We start from the raw sequence: 17,313 nt of genomic DNA, 5'->3' as shown, positions 1-17,313 counted from the left end.
GTAAAATAGTCAACTATTAGGCCAACGCTATGATCCGTATTTCCGATGCTGCACAAGCGCACTTTGCCAAACTGCTGGCAAATCAGGAAGAAGGGACGCAAATTCGCGTATTTGTGATTAATCCCGGCACCCCAAACGCTGAGTGCGGCGTATCTTACTGCCCACCGGATGCGGTGGAAGACACCGACACGGCGCTGAAATTTGAACAGCTGACCGCCTATGTCGATGAACTCAGCGCGCCGTATCTGGATGACGCTGAAATCGATTTCGTCACTGACCAGCTTGGCTCTCAGCTGACGCTGAAAGCGCCGAACGCTAAAATGCGTAAAGTCTCTGACGATGCCCCGCTGATGGAGCGCGTCGAATACCTGCTGCAGTCGCAGATTAACCCGCAGCTGGCGGGCCACGGCGGCCGCGTGTCGCTGATGGAAATCACCGACGACGGTCTGGCTATTCTGCAGTTCGGCGGCGGATGCAACGGCTGCTCGATGGTCGACGTGACCCTGAAAGAAGGCATTGAGAAACAGCTGCTGAATGAGTTTCCGGAGCTGAAAGGGGTTCGCGATTTGACCGAGCATCAGCGCGGCGAGCACTCCTACTACTAAGTTTTCTCTCCGGCGGCAACCTGCCGCCGGCTCTCTCTGGTCCTTTCTGTGTTACCGCGCAACATCTCCCGCTAAATGCCCGGCAAAAACCGGGGAAAGAGTATGACTTAAGTCTCATATTTAACATTTTCCCCCGTCAGGTGATTCTCAACCCTCACATGTTACCCGTATCATCCCCTTCAGGCACCACCGGCAAAAAAATAGCCAGCTATCCTTTCTCTGGGTAAGGATAATGCAAGTGTTTACGGTGCCAGACTATTTTGCTCCCTGATGGAGCAGATGTCTTACAGGTTGAAACTTTGACGTTACCCATAACAAATTAAGGCCAGGTAAATCATGCCATTAATCATCGTTGCTATCGGGGTTGCCCTGTTATTGCTGTTAATGATCCGTTTCAAAATGAACGGCTTCATTGCGCTGGTTCTGGTGGCGCTCGCCGTCGGATTAATGCAGGGTATGCCGCTGGATAAAGTGATCGTCTCCATCAAGAACGGCGTTGGCGGCACCCTCGGCAGCCTCGCGCTGATCATGGGCTTCGGCGCTATGCTCGGTAAACTGCTGGCAGACTGCGGCGGCGCCCAGCGTATCGCCACCACCCTTATCAATAAGTTCGGTAAGAAGCATATTCAGTGGGCTGTTGTGCTGACCGGCTTCACCGTCGGCTTCGCGCTGTTCTATGAAGTGGGCTTCGTGCTGATGCTGCCGCTGGTGTTTACTATCGCCGCCTCGGCCCGCATCCCGCTGCTGTACGTCGGTGTCCCGATGGCTGCCGCGCTCTCCGTCACCCACGGCTTCCTGCCGCCGCACCCGGGTCCGACCGCGATTGCCACCATCTTCCATGCCGATATGGGCAAAACGCTGCTCTACGGTACCATTCTGGCTATCCCGACGGTTATCCTGGCAGGGCCGGTGTTTGCGCGCTTCCTGAAAGGCATTGATAAGCCGATCCCGGAAGGCCTGCATAACCCGAAAGTATTCACTGAAGAAGAGATGCCTGGCTTTGGCGTCAGCGTCTGGACCTCGCTGGTACCGGTGATCCTGATGGCGATGCGCGCCGTGGCCGAGATGATCCTGCCGAAGGGCCACGCCTTCCTGCCGATTGCTGAGTTCTTCGGCGACCCGGTGATGGCCACCCTGATTGCGGTACTGATCGCCCTGTTCACCTTCGGTTTGAACCGCGGCCGCTCCATGGAGCAGATCAACGATACCCTGACTTCTTCTATTAAAATCATCGCGATGATGCTGTTGATCATCGGCGGCGGCGGCGCCTTCAAACAGGTGCTGGTGGATAGCGGCATGGATAAATACATCGCCTCTATCATGCACGAATCGAACATGTCTCCGCTGTTTATGGCGTGGTCTATCGCCGCAGTACTGCGTATCGCGCTGGGTTCAGCGACCGTTGCCGCCATCACCGCGGGCGGGATTGCCGCGCCGCTGATCGCCACCACCGGCGTCAGCCCGGAACTGATGGTTATCGCCGTTGGCTCCGGCAGCGTTATCTTCTCTCACGTCAACGATCCGGGCTTCTGGCTGTTCAAAGAGTACTTTAACCTGACCATCGGCGAGACCATCAGGTCCTGGTCGGTGCTGGAAACCATTATCTCCGTGTGCGGCCTGGTAGGCTGTCTGCTGCTGGGGATGGTGGTGTAAGGTAACTCCCGCCATAGAAAAAGGCCGGTCCGCATTATGCGGGCCGGCCTTTTTTTTCAGACATGCTCTTCGCCGCGCAGCGAACGACGCGGCGGGAAGTCATCAGGAGGCGGCTTTCTTGCTCGCCGCCTTACGCCGTTTATCCAGATCCTTAATCAGCTTATTGACCTGTTCATCGGCAAACATCTGCTCCAGGGTGACGGACAGCTTCCGGCGCCAGTTCGGGTATTCGGTGCTGGTACCCGGAATGTTAACCGGCGACGCCATCTCCAGCCAGTCTTCCGGCTGCAGGCCCAACAGGGCACTATTGCTGTCGGCAATGTAACGCTGCATCCCCCGATTGAGGATCCCCGTCATGCTCATCAGCGAGGCCTTATGTCCGGCACGCTTGGGCAGACAACCGTACTTATGCAGCGCATCCAGTAGCCCTTGCTTCGCCAGCTCACGGTCCTGGTACAGTCCGCGCAGCACCACCTCGTCGGGATAGAGCCCCAGCGCTTTACCTAACGTCAGATCGCCGCTTTCCCAGTAGCCGCGGAGGGTGGGCAGGTCGTGCGTTGTCGCCACAGCCATTGATTGCTCCGGGTACAGCGCCGGCGCGCGGAACGTTTTCTCTGCATCACTCTCAAAATAGAGCACCTTATAAGAATAGACGCCGCTATTGCGTAACTTGCTGACAATCTCCACCGGTACCGTGCCCAGATCTTCACCGATCACCATGCAGCGATGACGCTGGCTTTCCAGGGCCAGGAGCGACAGCAGATCGTCGACGGGATACTGAACGTAAGCGCCATGGTCGGCGGTCTCACCATAAGGGATCCACCACAGACGCAGCACCGACATCACGTGATCGATGCGCAGCGCACCGCAGTTCTGCATATTGGCGCGCAGCAGATCGATAAACGGCTCATAGGCACGAGCGGCAATAATATGCGGATCCATCGGCGGCAGGCCCCAGTTCTGGCCCAGCGGCCCCAAAATATCCGGCGGCGCGCCCACGGACGCTTTCAGGCAGTACAGTTCACGGTCGCACCAGGTCTCCGACCCGCCTTCGGCGACGCCCACCGCCAGATCGCGGTAAAGACCTATCGGCATGCTATCGCGCTGGCTGGTTTCCCAGCAGGCGGCAAACTGGCTCCAGGCCAGCCACTGCAACCAGAGATAGAAGCTGACGTCATCCTCATGCTCAATGCAGAAGGCTTTCACCTCCGGGCTGTCGATATCCTGAAAGGCCTTCGGCCAGGCCGGCCAGCCCCAGCGCAGCGGATCCTGCTGTACCTGCCAGGCGTGAAGCGCATCGAAAGCGGCCTGCCAGTAGAGGCTTTCCCCCTCGCGCAGGACAAACTCGCGGAACGCCGTCATCTGCTCATCTTCACGACGAGAGAATCGTTTCCACGCCATACGCAGCGCGGTCATTTTCAGCGTGGTGACCGCGGTATAGTCGACATCATCCGTTTGCCGCGCCGCCTGCAAGGCCTGCTGGGTCGCTGCGGACTGCCACCATGCCTGCGCCTCTTCGCTACGCTGGAAATCTTCAACCGCATTAACGTCGATGTAGATGACGTTCAGCCAGCGACGTGAAGACGGGCTATACGGACTGGCGCTCTCCGGGTTCGCCGGATAGAGGGCATGAATCGGGTTAAGGCCAATAAACGACCCGCCGCGGCGGGCGATTTCCGGCAGCATGGCCCGCAGATCGCCAAAATCGCCGATGCCCCAGTTTTTCTCCGAACGCAGGGTATAAAGCTGCACGCAGGTGCCCCACAGCTTTTTCCCCTCTTTTAGCGGCTGCGGCTCGTAGCAGCGGGCTGGCGCGACGATGGTCCGGCAATGCCAGCGCTCCCCCTCCTGAGTGAGGGTCAGGGAGTGGTACCCCTCCGGCAATTTGGCCGGCAGCGGCAGTGCTTCGCCGCCGCGGGTTTTCCCTTGATACTGCTTACCGTCCTCAGTGGTCAGGATCCACTGATACTCACCGCGTCCTGCCACCGGCAGCGACATTTTTTTGCCGTGGGTGAAAATTTTCACGTTCGGCAGCGGGTTAACCGCCACTTTCGTGGCGGCGGTAGAGCGATGCATCGCATCCAGCAGGCGCTGTTTGGTGACAGCCGCGATAGACTGCGGCTTGCCGTGCGCGTTGATATAGCTGGGGCTGATGCCCGCCGCCAGCGCGGCATTATCGAGGCGTTTACTCTCCATAGGCCTTCCTTTAGCGTTTCGCCTGCCAGATACGTTGCTGATAATCGCGGATCGAGCGGTCAGAGCTGAACATGCCGCAGCGCGCGGTGTTGAGGATAGTCGCGCGAGTCCAGGCCTCCTGGTCGCGATACAGCTCATCTACCCGTTTTTGCGCCGCCACGTAGGCTGCGAAATCGGCCAGCACCAGGTACGGGTCGCCGCCCTGCAGCAGGCTGTGCAGCATCTGGTCGAAGGCATGCTTGTCGCCGTTGCTGTAGGTACCGTTCTCCAGTTCCTTAAGCACTGCATCAAGCAGTTTGTCTTTTTTACGCCATTTCAGCGGATCGTAGCCTTTCGCCTTCAGCGCTTTTACTTCTTCTACCGTGTGACCGAAGATAAAGATGTTCTCTTCACCCACCTGTTCGGCGATTTCCACGTTAGCGCCATCCAGCGTCCCGACGGTCAGCGCACCGTTCAGCGCCAGCTTCATGTTGCCGGTACCAGAGGCTTCTTTACCCGCGGTGGAGATCTGCTCGGAGATATCCGCCGCCGGGATCAGTTTTTCCGCTGCCGATACACAATAGTCCGGCAGGAAGACCACTTTCAGCTTATCGCCGACTTTCGGGTCGTTGTTGATCGCTTCCGCTACCTTATTGATGGCAAAAATAATGTTTTTCGCCAGATAGTAGCCCGGCGCTGCTTTCGCGCCGAACAGGAAGACGCGCGGTACGCGATCGACCTGTGGATTTTCGCGGATCTCTTTGTACAGCGCGAGAATATGCAGCAGGTTGAGATGCTGACGCTTGTACTCGTGCAGGCGTTTGATCTGGATATCGAAAATCGCCTGCGGGTTAATCTCAATCCCGGTGCGCTGCTTCACAAACTCGGCCAGATGGACTTTGTTGGCCTGTTTAATATCACGATAGGTCTGACGGAATGCCGCATCGTCAGCGTATTTTTCCAGGTTGATCAGCTGGTCAAGGTCATTGGCCCACTCTTTTTTCAGCGTCTCATCCAGCAGCGAGGCCAGCGCCGGGTTGCACTGCTTGATCCAGCGGCGCGGCGTGATGCCGTTGGTCACGTTATGGAATTTGTTCGGCCACAGCTGGTTATATTCCGGGAACAGATCTTTCACCACCAGGTCAGAGTGCAGCGCCGCCACGCCGTTGACGGCAAAACCGCTCACCACGCACATGTTAGCCATCCGAACCTGCTTGTCATGCACCACCGCCAGCTTCGCCCAGACCTGCTTATCGCCAGGCCAGGTTTTATCCACCAGCAGTTTAAAGCGGTCGTTAATCTCTTTAATGATCTGCATATGGCGCGGCAGCAGCGCTTTCACCAGCTTCTCATCCCAGCACTCCAGCGCTTCCGGCATCAGGGTGTGGTTGGTGTAAGCAAAGGTTTTGCTGGTGATCGCCCAGGCGTCGTCCCAGCTCAGCTGGTGCTCATCAATCAGCACGCGCAGCAGTTCCGGGATAGCAATGGTCGGGTGCGTATCGTTCAATTGGATCACTTCGTAGTCCGCCAGTTCGGAAAGCTTGCGACCTGCCAGATGATGGCGGCGCAGGATATCGGCCACCGAGCAGGCGCACTGGAAGTACTGCTGCATCAGGCGCAGTTTTTTACCGGCCTGATGGTTGTCGTTCGGGTACAGCACCTTAGTCAGTTTTTCCGCGTCGATACCCTGCTGCTCGGCGCGCAGGAAATCGCCGTCGTTGAATTTGGTCAGGTTGAACGGATGGGCGTGTTTGGCCTGCCACAGACGCAGCGGCTGGGCGACATTGTTGCGATAGCCGAGCACCGGCAGATCCCAGGCTTCGCCGGTAATGACGAACGCCGGCTGCCATTCGCCGTTTTTGCTGACTTTACCGCCGATGCCAACCTGGACATCCAGCGCGTCGTTATGGCGGAACCAGGGGTAGTTGTTACGACCCCAGTCATCCGGGGCTTCCATCTGCTGGCCATCGTCAAAAGACTGGCGGAACAGACCATACTGGTAGTTGAGGCCGTAACCGGTGGCCGACTGGCCTACGGTCGCCATGGAGTCGAGGAAGCAGGCAGCCAGACGTCCCAGGCCACCGTTACCCAGTGCCGGGTCGGTTTCTTCTTCCAGCAGATCGGTGAGGTTGACGTCATAACCTTTCAGCGCATCGCTCACGCCCTCGTACCAGCCCAGGTTGAGCAGGTTGTTGCCGGTCAGACGACCAATCAGAAACTCCATCGAGATGTAGTTAACGTGACGCTGTCCTTGCGCTGGTTTTGCCACCGGCTGCGCCGACAGAAGTTCCGCCAGCGCTCCGCTGACCGCGCGCCACCATTGACGCTGCGTCATCTCGGAAGCGGACTGTAAACCAAAATGCTGCCACTGACGCGTCAGTGCAGCTTGAAACTGAGCTTTGTTAAATGAAGTCTGTGACATAATGAGATCCGGGTCCTTTACTAAAACGATGGCGCTAGTGTGCCGACCTCCCGATTCATCGTCCTCATCCCGACGGGGATTAGACAGGGAGGAGTGGCGGGGATGAGCGAAAAGTGTGATCCTGGACACTATAGTGTGGGTGAGAAGGCAAAAATATGCTGTAAAAATCACCGCCGTATGACAATCAAGAAGCGACGTCCGCAGGGTAAAAATTTGTTACAGGCCAATACGCGCTAAAAATCTTCCCGCCTCTCGCCAGGTTATTAAAAAAATAAATAGAGCGCTCTGGAGAAATAAGCACATTTCATCACATTGCCCCGCAAAAAAGATTACTTCTAAGAAATCACTGACAATAATTTAATAAAAACAAACGACTACTCTTCACATAAAATAAATCTCTCCCCGCTCCGCCAGCCGCCGTCTAAAAACCGCTGACGGCGAGTCCTGTCTGCGATTTTTCCCCATTCTCAACCAATGTCAAAATTTGTGACATAGAGCAAATTCAAGAGCATAAAGTTCGGACATAACTTGCAATAAATTTCATAATCACCGACCTTATTAGATATTAATTACGAAGCGCAAAAAAAATCGCAACCTCTCTCTTGCACAGCGAAATGTAGAACTATGTTGATTCCGTCCAAATTAAGTCGTCCGGTCCGCCTTGAACACACTGTGGTTCGTGAGCGTCTACTGGCGAAACTTTCCGGCGCGAACAATTATCGTCTCGTGCTGATCACCAGCCCTGCCGGGTACGGTAAAACAACGCTCATTTCTCAGTGGGCCGCGGGTAAAAACGATCTCGGGTGGTTCTCGCTGGACGAAGGTGACAACCAGCAGGAGCGTTTTGCCAGCTATCTGATCGCGGCGATTCAGCAGGCCACCGGCAACCACTGCGCGGCCAGTGAAGCGATGGTGCAAAAGCGCCAGTACGCCAGTCTCTCCTCCCTTTTTGCGCAGCTGTTTATTGAACTCGCCGACTGGCAGCGCCCGCTGTACCTCGTCATTGATGATTATCATCTGATCAATAATCCGGTGATCCATGACGCGATGCGCTTTTTCCTGCGCCATCAGCCGGAGAATATGACTCTGGTGGTGCTGTCGCGTAACTTGCCGCAGCTGGGCATTGCCAACCTGCGCGTCCGCGATCAGCTGCTGGAGATTGGCAGCCAGCAGCTGGCCTTTACCCACCAGGAAGCGAAACAATTTTTCGACTGCCGTCTGACGTCGCCAATCGAAGCCGACGACAGCAGCCGGCTGTGCGACGATGTTGCCGGGTGGGCCACCGCGCTGCAGCTCATCGCCCTCTCCGCCCGCCAGAATAACTCTTCCGCCCAACACTCCGCCCGCCGCCTCGCCGGGATTAACGCCAGCCATCTGTCAGATTATCTGGTGGATGAAGTATTGGATAACGTCGACGCCCGCACGCGTAGCTTTTTGCTGAAGAGTTCTCTGCTGCGCTCAATGAACGACGCGTTAATCGTGCGCGTCACCGGCGAAGAGAATGGCCAGATGCAGCTGGAGGAGATCGAACGTCAGGGGCTGTTCCTGCAGCGGATGGATGATTCCGGCGAATGGTTCCGCTATCACCCGCTGTTTGGCAGCTTCCTGCGCCAGCGCTGTCAGTGGGAGCTGGCGGTTGAACTGCCGGAGATCCACCGCGCTGCGGCGGAAAGCTGGATGGCGCAAGGGTTCCCCAGCGAGGCCATTCATCATGCGCTGGCGGCTGGCGATGCCAAAATGCTGCGCGATATCTTACTCAACCACGCCTGGGGCATGTTTAACCATAGCGAACTGGGGCTGCTGGAGCAGTCGCTGTCGGCACTGCCCTGGTCAAATCTGCTGGAAAATCCGCGCCTGATCCTGCTGCAGGCCTGGCTGATGCAGAGCCAGCATCGTTACAGCGAAGTCAACACCCTGCTGGCGCGCGCCGAGCAGGAGATGAGTGTGGAAATGGACACCGCGATGCATGGCGATTTCAACGCTCTGCGCGCACAGGTAGCGATTAACGACGGCGACCAGGACGAAGCGGAACGTCTGTCGATGGTGGCCCTGGAAGAGCTGCCGCTAGCCAACTATTACAGCCGCATCGTCGCCACCTCGGTGCATGGTGAAGTCCTCCATTGTAAGGGGAAACTGACCAAATCCCTCGCGGTGATGCAGCAGACCGAACAGATGGCCCGCCGCCACGACGTGTGGCATTACGCGCTGTGGAGCATCATTCAGCAAAGCGAAATCCTCTTTGCCCAGGGCTTCCTGCAGGCCGCCTGGGAGAGCCAGGAGAAAGCCTTCCAGCTGGTACGCGAACAGCACCTTGAGCAGTTGCCGATGCACGAGTTCCTGCTGCGCATCCGCTCTCAGCTGCTGTGGGCATGGGCGCGCCTCGACGAAGCTGAAGCCTGCGCCCGCCAGGGGATGGACGTTCTCTCAACGTATCAGCCGCAGCAGCAGCTGCAGTGTCTGGCGCTGATGGTCCAGTGCTCGCTGGCGCGCGGCGATCTGGATAATGCCCGCAGCCACCTGAACCGGCTGGAAAACCTGCTCGGTAACGGTCACTATCACAGCGACTGGGTCTCCAACGCCGATAAGGTGCGGGTGATCTACTGGCAGATGACCGGCGATAAAACCGCGGCGGCCAACTGGCTGCGCCAGACGCCGAAGCCGGAGTTCGCCAACAACCACTTCCTGCAGAGCCAGTGGCGCAACATTGCCCGAGCGCAGATCCTGCTGGGCGATTTCGAACCGGCGGAAATGGTGCTGGAAGAGCTGAACGAAAATGCGCGTTCGCTGCGCTTGATGAGCGATCTTAACCGCAACCTGCTGCTGCTCAACCAGCTGTACTGGCAGGCGGGACGCAAGAGCGAAGCGCAGAAAGCCCTGCTCGAAGCCCTGACGCTCGCCAACCGCACCGGTTTTATCAACCACTTTGTGATTGAAGGCGAGGCGATGGCTCAGCAGCTACGCCAGCTGATCCAGCTGAACACCCTGCCGGAGCTGGAGCAACACCGAGCCCAGCGTATTCTGCGCGACATCAACCAGCATCATCGCCACAAATTCGCCCACTTTGACGAAGGGTTCGTCGAGCGGCTGCTGAATCATCCGGAGGTGCCGGAGCTTATCCGCACCAGCCCGCTGACCCAGCGCGAATGGCAGGTGCTTGGCTTAATCTATTCCGGTTACAGCAACGAGCAGATTGCCGGCGAGCTTGACGTGGCGGCTACCACCATCAAGACGCACATTCGCAACCTGTATCAGAAACTGGGCGTCGCCCACCGGCAGGACGCGGTGCAGCATGCTCAGCAGTTACTCAAGATGATGGGATACGGCGTCTGACGACGCCGTTGCCGTTTAGCACAGCTCCAGCTGGAGGTTGTTATCGGTGATGACCTTCAGCACGCCCGCCGGCGGTAGCACGTCGGTATAGACCGCATCGACCATACTGATGCTGCCCATATTGACCATCGCATTGCGGCCAAACTTGGTATGATCCACCACCAGCATCACGTGGCGTGAATTCTCAATGATCGCGCGCTTGGTGCGCACTTCATGATAATCAAACTCCAGCAGCGAGCCATCGCTGTCGACGCCGCTGATGCCAAGAATGCCGAAGTCGAGACGGAACTGCGAGATAAAGTCCAGGGTCGCTTCCCCGATGATCCCGCCGTCGCGACTACGCAGTTCACCGCCGGCGAGAATAATGCGGAAGTCCTCTTTGACCATCAGCGTGTTGGCCACGTTCAGGTTGTTGGTCACAATGCGCAGATCGTTGTGATCGAGCAGGGCATGCGCCACCGCTTCCGGTGTGGTGCCGATATCAATAAACAGCGTCGCGCCGTCCGGGATCTCGCTGGCCACCCGCCGGGCGATACGCTCTTTTTCCGCCGTCTGGGTCGCTTTGCGATCGTGCCAGGAGGTGTTCACCGAGCTGGAGGGCAGCGCCGCGCCGCCGTGATGGCGGAGGATCATTTTCTGTTCGGCTAAATCGTTCAGGTCACGGCGGATGGTCTGCGGGCTGACCGCGAACTGCTCAACCAGCTCTTCCGTGCTGACGTAACCCTGTTTTTTTACCAGCTCGATAATCGCGTCATGACGTTGTGTTTGTTTCATGAAATATCCCTGGAAAAATGTCGCCTACCCGACCCCTGTCGGTAAGTCTTTATGCGCGTTTTCGCCCATGCAAGGTATCAACAAACGCCATCGCCAGGCCGGTCGCCAGACCAGCCACATGCGCGCCGTTAGCGATCGCCATGCCGAAAACGTCAAACCAGCCAGCAATTAACCATACTAAAGAGAAGAGTATCAACCCGCGCTGCAGATAAATACCGCTCTGCGGATCGCGCTCGCCCCGCAGCCAGACGTAGCCCATCAGCGCGTATACCACGCCCGATAAGCCGCCAAACCACGGGCCGCTAAACTGATGCTGCACGAAGCCGCTCAACAGGGCGCTGATAACGGTGATCACCACCAGTTTGCCACTGCCGATGCGCTTTTCCACCGCGCCGCCGAGATACCACCACCATAGCAGGTTGAAGAGAATATGCATCAGAGAGAAATGCATGAAAGCATGGCTGAAATAGCGCCAGGCTTCGAACTGCAGCGAAGGATCGTAGGGCCAGGCCAGCCAAATCATCACCGGCTGATCGCCCAGCAGATTTTGCAGGATAAACACCGCGATGCAGATGAGCAGAATCGCCCAGGTGAACGGGCCGGCGTTATGCCGCAGCGTGGCAAAGAAAGGAAAGCGCTGATAACGCAACCCGCTATTGGTCTGTCCGGACTGCCAGCTCGCCGCCAGATAACGCGGGTCCGCAGGATTCTCAAGGAAGCGGGCCAGCTCAGCCCTGACGCGACCGGCCTGACTCTCATCAGCCAGCCAGACGTCGCTCTGGGCGTGCTGCTGAATGGTCAGGATAATCCCCTGCGTCGCCATATAATCGACAAACGCCTGGGCCACCCGCGGATTGGCAAAAGAGGTAATCATTAACATGCAGCGAATCGCTTATTCCACACAAAGGGGGATAGTATACCTGCCAGCCGTTAAAACGTCCCGTGCGCCACTTCCGCCGGGAAATGGCGATGCCAGGCGTCGAACCCGCCATCAACGCTGTAGACCTTATCAAACCCCTGCTGCAGCAGATATTGCGCGGCGCCCTTACTGCTGTTGCCGTGATAGCACATCACCATCACCGCCGTGTCAAAGTCGTTATCACGCATAAACGCGCCCAGCGTATCGTTGGTCAGGTGAAACGCGCCCGGCGTATGGCCCATCGCATAGCTTTGCGGATCGCGGATATCGACCAGCACTGCCTTCTGCTGATGCAGTTTCTGGTGCGCTTCTTCAACATTGATACATTCAAACTGTTCCATGGTTCTCTTCTCTTTCTCGTCATGACGGGCGATGGCGGCCCAATTTTACCCTGTAGTGTACCGTCAGGCGGTAAAGAAACGCCAATATGTTACACCCATCACTCCAAAATGTTTTTTTGATGTTACCAAAAGCGCGTTTGTTTGCTATAGTGAGCGATATCGAGCATTTGTGAGCTTAAACGAAAGTGTGAGAGGGTAAGAACGTGGAAACCAAAGATCTGATTGTGATAGGCGGAGGCATCAACGGTGCCGGTATCGCGGCAGATGCCGCCGGGCGGGGTTTATCCGTACTGATGCTGGAAGCGCGCGATCTCGCCTGCGCTACCTCCAGCGCCAGTTCCAAACTGATCCACGGCGGGCTACGCTACCTCGAACACTATGAGTTCCGCCTGGTCAGCGAAGCGCTGGCCGAGCGTGAAGTGCTGTTAAAAATGGCTCCGCATATCGCCTTCCCGATGCGCTTTCGTCTCCCGCATCGTCCACATCTGCGTCCGGCATGGATGATCCGTATCGGCTTGTTTATGTACGATCATCTGGGCAAACGCACCAGCCTGCCGGGCTCCACCGGGTTGCGTTTTGGCGCAGAGTCGGTGCTGAAGCCGGAAATTGTGCGCGGTTTCGAATATTCCGACTGCTGGGTCGACGATGCCCGCCTGGTGCTGGCCAACGCGCAGATGGTCGTCCGCAAAGGCGGCGAAGTGCGCACCCGCACCCGCGCCATCTCGGCAAAACGTGAAAACGGCCTGTGGGTGGTGGAAGCGGAAGATATCGATAGCGGCGAGAGGTTTACCTGGAAGGCGCGCGGTCTGGTCAATGCCACCGGCCCGTGGGTCAAAGAGTTCTTCGACGAAGGGATGCATCTGCGCTCGCCTTACGGTATCCGCCTGATCAAGGGCAGCCATATCGTGGTGCCGCGAGTGCATACTCAGAAGCAGGCCTACATTCTGCAAAACGAAGATAAACGTATTGTGTTTGTTATCCCGTGGATGGATGAGTTCTCCATCATTGGCACGACGGACGTCGAGTATAAGGGCGATCCGAAAGCGGTGGCCATTGATGATAAAGAGATTAATTACCTGCTGAACGTCTATAACGCGCACTTTAAAAAGACCCTCAGCCGGGACGATATCGTCTGGACCTATTCCGGCGTCCGTCCGCTGTGCGATGACGAGTCGGATTCGCCGCAGGCCATTACCCGCGACTATACCCTGGATATTCACGATGAGAACGGCCAGGCGCCGCTGCTCTCCGTCTTCGGCGGGAAGCTGACCACCTATCGCAAACTGGCCGAGCATGCGCTGGAAAAACTGACCCCCTATTACAAAGGGATCGGTCCGGCATGGACCAAAACCGCGGTGCTGCCGGGGGGCGATATCGGCGGCGACCGGGATGACTACGCGGCAAAACTGCGCCGTCGCTTCCCGTTCATCAGCGAATCACTGGCCCGCCATTATGCCCGCACCTACGGGAGCAACAGCGAGTGGATCCTGAAGGAAACCAGTGCCCTGGGCGACCTGGGGGAAGATTTCGGCCATGAGTTTTATGAAGCCGAACTGAAATATCTGGTTGAGCACGAATGGGTGCGCAGTCTGGATGACGCCATCTGGCGTCGTACCAAACAGGGAATGTGGCTGAATGCCGAGCAGCAAGCGCGCATCAGCGAATGGCTGGCGCAACATACGGGAAAGTCTGAGCTGTCGTTAGCGTCCTGACATCGCGTGGCGCCAGGAGAGAAATACCCGGGCTATGGCTTGCGCCTGGCCCGGATACCTGTTCACAAATTAAACGAGACTTTTTTTCCAGTCGGCAATGTGACATTTATACTGAGTTCTCCACCCAATGCCGCAATGTAGCGTTTTAGGGTCGAAAGACGAGGGTCGTTATCAGTCTGTTCCATTTTAGCGATCGTTGGCTGCTTTACACCCATAGCCGCAGCCATCTCCGTTTGTGAAATTTGTAACTCTTCACGAAGCAAGTTTAATGCGACAGACTGGCGTATCTCTGCCGCTTTCGCTGCAATACGCTGCTGGCTTTCAGGATTCTGTTTCGCCATGAGTTCTTTTAGCGTGGCCATTATCGCTCCTTAGTCAGGTGCTTGCTGAATTCTCTATCAGCCAGAGTAATCATCTCTTTGTAAAAACGTTTCTCATTCATGCCATCCTTATTGCCCGCACATAAAATGATAGCTTTCCGCAGAGGATCAAATGCAAAAAAGGCGCGGATGGGGAGCCCATGATGCTGAACCCGAAGTTCTTTCATATTCTGAAACGTTGAATCTTTCACCGTATCAACATACGGGCGCCCAAGCTGCGGACCAAATTCAGACAGGATGAGCATCGTGGCCAACATATCCTCTTTTAAAGCTCTACTTTGTAATTCGAACCAGGCATCAAACGTATCCGTCGTTTCTACATCCCACATAGGCGATCCCTCATAGCCTAAAGGCTATCATCCATATTATAGCCATTAGGCTATGAACGTAAACTTATTGAGCATTTATCGTACTGCTGGCGAATTCACGTCAATAGTATATTCCCGCAATAGCCTGAATCCTCCCCGGCACTTTTCCGAATAAAACGTTCTCCGCACAGACAGAAACGGGGCCAAATGGCCCCGTTGTGTTGCATTGACTGGCTTACAGCCTTACCGGGTCGATATGCCAGATATATTTCGCGTACTCCTGGATCGTCCGGTCGGAAGAGAAGTAACCCATATTGGCAATATTCAGCATCGCCTTATAGGCCCACTCTTCCGGATGTTGATACAGCTCGTCGACGCGATCCTGGCAGTCCACATAGCTCCGATAGTCCGCCAGCACCTGATAATGGTCGCCAAAGTTAATCAGGGAATCCAGCAGGTCGCGGTAGCGTCCCGGTTCCGTCGGGCTGAATACACCGGTACCGATCTGCGTCAGCACCTGGTGTAGCTCTTCATCCTGCTCGTAGTATTCGCGCGGTTTATAGCCGCTGCGACGCAGCTCCTCCACCTCTTCCGCGGTGTTACCGAAGATAAAGATATTCTCTTCGCCCACGTGCTCCTGCATCTCGACGTTTGCCCCATCGAGGGTGCCGATAGTCAACGCCCCGTTAAGGCCAAATTTCATATTGCTGGTGCCGGAGGCTTCGGTGCCGGCCAGAGAAATCTGTTCCGACAGGTCTGCCGCCGGAATGATCAGCTGCGCCAGGCTTACACTGTAGTTGGGGATAAAGACGACCTTCAGCTTGTCGCCAATCTGCGGATCGTTATTGATCACCGCCGCCACATCATTGATCAGGTGGATAATATGCTTGGCCATATAGTAGGCCGAGGCCGCTTTACCGGCGAAAATATTCACCCGAGGCACCCACTCCGCCTGCGGATCGGCTTTGATCCGGTTATAGCGGGTAATGACGTGCAGCACATTCATCAGCTGGCGTTTGTACTCGTGGATACGTTTGATCTGCACATCAAACAGCGCCTTCGGATTCACCACCACATTGAGCTGCTGAGCAATATAGCTGGCGAGCCGCTGTTTGTTCTCCAGCTTAGCCTGACGCACCGCCTGATTGACCGTCGGGTAGTCGATATGCTGCTTCAGTTCTTCAAGCTGGCTCAGATCGGTCCGCCAGGTGCGGCCGATATGCTCATCCAGCACTTTCGACAACGGCGGGTTGGCCAGCGCCAGCCAGCGGCGCGGCGTGACGCCGTTGGTGACGTTGGTAAAGCGCATCGGGAAGATTTTGGCGAATTCGGCAAACAGCGACTCCACCATCAGCCGCGAATGCAGCTCAGACACCCCGTTGACCTTGTGGCTGACTACCACCGCCAGCCAGGCCATCCGCACGCGACGCCCGTTGGACTCGTCGATAATCGAGGTACGGCTAAGCAGCGCGGTATCGTTGGGATACTGCTCCTGCAGCGTCTTGAGGAAGTAGTCGTTAATCTCAAAGATAATCTGCAGATGACGCGGCAGAATTTTGCCCAGCATATCCACCGGCCAGGTCTCGAGCGCCTCGCTCATCAGCGTATGGTTGGTATAGGAGAAGACCTGACAGGTCACCTCGAACGCCTCGTCCCAACTGAATTTATGTTCATCGATCAGCAGGTGCATCAGCTCCGGTATCGACAGCACCGGGTGGGTGTCATTCAGGTGAATGGCAATCTTGTCCGCCAGGTTGTCAAAGGTCTTATGCAACATGTAATGACGGCTCAAGATATCCTGTACCGTGGCCGACACGAGGAAATACTCCTGGCGCAGACGCAGCTCGCGTCCGGAGTAGGTCGAGTCGTCCGGATACAGCACGCGAGAGACGTTCTCGGAGTGGTTTTTATCCTCTACCGCAGCGAAGTAGTCGCCCTGGTTGAATTTACCAAGGTTAATCTCGCTACTGGCCTGCGCGCTCCACAGACGCAGCGTGTTGGTGGCGTCGGTGTCAAAGCCGGGGATGATCTGATCGTAGGCTTCCGCAATAATCTCTTCCGTCTCAATCCAGCGGGTTTTCTTCCCTTCCTGCTGAATGCGGCCGCCGAAGCGTACTTTATAGCGGGTGTTGTGGCGCTCAAACTCCCACGGGTTACCGTATTCCAGCCAGTAGTCAGGGGACTCTTTTTGCCGGCCATCGACGATATTCTGTTTAAACATCCCGTAGTCGTAGCGGATCCCGTAACCGCGTCCCGGCAGGCCCAGCGCCGCCAGGGAATCAAGGAAGCAGGCCGCCAGACGGCCCAGACCGCCGTTGCCCAGTCCGGGGTCATTTTCTTCGTCGATCAACTCTTCCAGATCGAGCCCCATCTCCGCCAGCGCGCTGCTCACATCGTCATAAATGCCCAGCGACAACAGCGCGTTAGAGAGGGTACGGCCGATCAGGAACTCCATCGACAGATAGTAAACCTGGCGCACTTCCTGCGAAAGCTGCGCGCGGTTGGAGCGCAGCCAGCGCTCTACCATGCGATCGCGAACGGCAAACAGCGTGGCGTTAAGCCATTCGTGCTTGTTGGCGATGGCCGGATCTTTACCGATGATAAACATCAGCTTATAGGCAATAGAGTGCTTTAACGCCTCAACGCTCAGCGTCGGTGATGCATAGCTAAAGGGTACATTCATAACAATGACTC

The 17,313-nt window shown here is 56.5% G+C and carries 12 protein-coding genes; 4 read left to right on the top strand and 8 right to left on the bottom strand.

All coding sequences use genetic code 11. From position 1 onward, the window contains the following. The first annotated feature begins 29 nt into the window (after nt 1-29). Together nfuA and gntT are read left to right on the top strand one after the other, a co-directional pair. Nucleotides 30-605 carry a Fe-S biogenesis protein NfuA gene (gene nfuA / locus CWM61_RS07930; protein ID WP_061153097.1) on the top strand — a complete coding sequence of 192 codons (576 nt, stop codon included), beginning with the start codon at nt 30-32 and terminating at the stop codon, nt 603-605. Between the two features lie 336 nt (nt 606-941). Then, nucleotides 942-2,258: a gluconate transporter gene (gene gntT, locus CWM61_RS07925; protein WP_008806999.1), complete on the top strand. Its 1,317-nt coding sequence runs from the start codon at nt 942-944 to the stop codon at nt 2,256-2,258. A 102-nt stretch (nt 2,259-2,360) separates the two neighbouring features. Here the strand turns inward: gntT and malQ are convergent, their stop codons facing one another. After that, complete coding sequence (malQ, locus tag CWM61_RS07920) at nt 2,361-4,454, bottom strand: 4-alpha-glucanotransferase (protein ID WP_100631033.1); 2,094 nt, start codon at nt 4,452-4,454, stop codon at nt 2,361-2,363. 10 nt (nt 4,455-4,464) lie between these two features. Then, nucleotides 4,465-6,855 carry a maltodextrin phosphorylase gene (gene malP, locus CWM61_RS07915; protein ID WP_100631032.1) on the bottom strand — a complete coding sequence of 797 codons (2,391 nt, stop codon included), beginning with the start codon at nt 6,853-6,855 and terminating at the stop codon, nt 4,465-4,467. Nucleotides 6,856-7,479: 624 nt separating this feature from the next. Here malP and malT point away from each other — a divergent pair. Then, nucleotides 7,480-10,185 (top strand): HTH-type transcriptional regulator MalT, encoded by a 2,706-nt coding sequence (gene malT, locus CWM61_RS07910; RefSeq protein ID WP_061153094.1) that lies wholly within the window; start codon nt 7,480-7,482, stop codon nt 10,183-10,185. A gap of 15 nt (nt 10,186-10,200) precedes the next feature. On the opposite strand, the gene CWM61_RS07905 is transcribed toward malT, so the two are convergent. The 3 genes from CWM61_RS07905 to glpE are packed head-to-tail and all read right to left on the bottom strand — an operon-like array spanning nt 10,201 to nt 12,219. After that, entirely contained in the window at nt 10,201-10,959 is a 759-nt protein-coding gene (locus CWM61_RS07905; RefSeq protein WP_002920548.1) for a DeoR/GlpR family transcriptional regulator, read from the bottom strand. A gap of 49 nt (nt 10,960-11,008) precedes the next feature. Then, nucleotides 11,009-11,839 carry a rhomboid family intramembrane serine protease GlpG gene (gene glpG, locus CWM61_RS07900; RefSeq protein WP_008806994.1) on the bottom strand — a complete coding sequence of 277 codons (831 nt, stop codon included), beginning with the start codon at nt 11,837-11,839 and terminating at the stop codon, nt 11,009-11,011. Between the two features lie 50 nt (nt 11,840-11,889). Beyond that, nucleotides 11,890-12,219, bottom strand: a complete 330-nt coding sequence (glpE, locus tag CWM61_RS07895; RefSeq protein WP_032733885.1) for a thiosulfate sulfurtransferase GlpE — start codon at nt 12,217-12,219, stop codon at nt 11,890-11,892. Nucleotides 12,220-12,422: 203 nt separating this feature from the next. On the opposite strand from glpE, the gene glpD reads away from it, so the two are divergent. Beyond that, nucleotides 12,423-13,931 carry a glycerol-3-phosphate dehydrogenase gene (glpD, locus tag CWM61_RS07890; RefSeq protein WP_074387049.1) on the top strand — a complete coding sequence of 503 codons (1,509 nt, stop codon included), beginning with the start codon at nt 12,423-12,425 and terminating at the stop codon, nt 13,929-13,931. A 62-nt stretch (nt 13,932-13,993) separates the two neighbouring features. Here the strand turns inward: glpD and CWM61_RS07885 are convergent, their stop codons facing one another. The 3 genes from CWM61_RS07885 to glgP all read right to left on the bottom strand — a co-directional run bounded on the left by CWM61_RS07885 (nt 13,994) and on the right by glgP (nt 17,302). Then, nucleotides 13,994-14,293: a helix-turn-helix domain-containing protein gene (locus CWM61_RS07885; protein ID WP_074387048.1), complete on the bottom strand. Its 300-nt coding sequence runs from the start codon at nt 14,291-14,293 to the stop codon at nt 13,994-13,996. Further along, on the bottom strand, nt 14,293-14,640 hold the full coding sequence (locus CWM61_RS07880; RefSeq protein ID WP_074387047.1) for a type II toxin-antitoxin system RelE/ParE family toxin: 348 nt from the start codon (nt 14,638-14,640) through the stop codon (nt 14,293-14,295). The genes CWM61_RS07885 and CWM61_RS07880 overlap by 1 nt, the downstream gene beginning before the upstream one ends. Before the next feature lie 214 nt (nt 14,641-14,854). Continuing rightward, nucleotides 14,855-17,302, bottom strand: coding sequence for a glycogen phosphorylase (gene glgP, locus CWM61_RS07875; RefSeq protein WP_061153092.1), 2,448 nt, complete (start codon nt 17,300-17,302; stop codon nt 14,855-14,857). Between the last annotated feature and the right edge of the window lie 11 nt (nt 17,303-17,313).

Source organism: Klebsiella sp. K-Nf6 (assembly GCF_002806655.1).
GTDB lineage: Bacteria > Pseudomonadota > Gammaproteobacteria > Enterobacterales > Enterobacteriaceae > Klebsiella > Klebsiella variicola.
This window is presented reverse-complemented; position numbering and strand designations above follow the sequence as displayed.

Bases quoted from the DNA above. Each gene is read 5' to 3' on its own strand.
- nfuA (WP_061153097.1), top strand. From the start codon at position 30: ATGATCCGTATTTCCGATGCTGCACAAGCGCACTTTGCCAAACTGCTG.
- gntT (WP_008806999.1), top strand. From the start codon at position 942: ATGCCATTAATCATCGTTGCTATCGGGGTTGCCCTGTTATTGCTGTTA.
- malQ (WP_100631033.1), bottom strand. From the start codon at position 4,454: ATGGAGAGTAAACGCCTCGATAATGCCGCGCTGGCGGCGGGCATCAGC.
- malP (WP_100631032.1), bottom strand. From the start codon at position 6,855: ATGTCACAGACTTCATTTAACAAAGCTCAGTTTCAAGCTGCACTGACG.
- malT (WP_061153094.1), top strand. From the start codon at position 7,480: ATGTTGATTCCGTCCAAATTAAGTCGTCCGGTCCGCCTTGAACACACT.
- CWM61_RS07905 (WP_002920548.1), bottom strand. From the start codon at position 10,959: ATGAAACAAACACAACGTCATGACGCGATTATCGAGCTGGTAAAAAAA.
- glpG (WP_008806994.1), bottom strand. From the start codon at position 11,839: ATGTTAATGATTACCTCTTTTGCCAATCCGCGGGTGGCCCAGGCGTTT.
- glpE (WP_032733885.1), bottom strand. From the start codon at position 12,219: ATGGAACAGTTTGAATGTATCAATGTTGAAGAAGCGCACCAGAAACTG.
- CWM61_RS07885 (WP_074387048.1), bottom strand. From the start codon at position 14,293: ATGGCCACGCTAAAAGAACTCATGGCGAAACAGAATCCTGAAAGCCAG.
- CWM61_RS07880 (WP_074387047.1), bottom strand. From the start codon at position 14,640: ATGTGGGATGTAGAAACGACGGATACGTTTGATGCCTGGTTCGAATTA.
- glgP (WP_061153092.1), bottom strand. From the start codon at position 17,302: ATGAATGTACCCTTTAGCTATGCATCACCGACGCTGAGCGTTGAGGCG.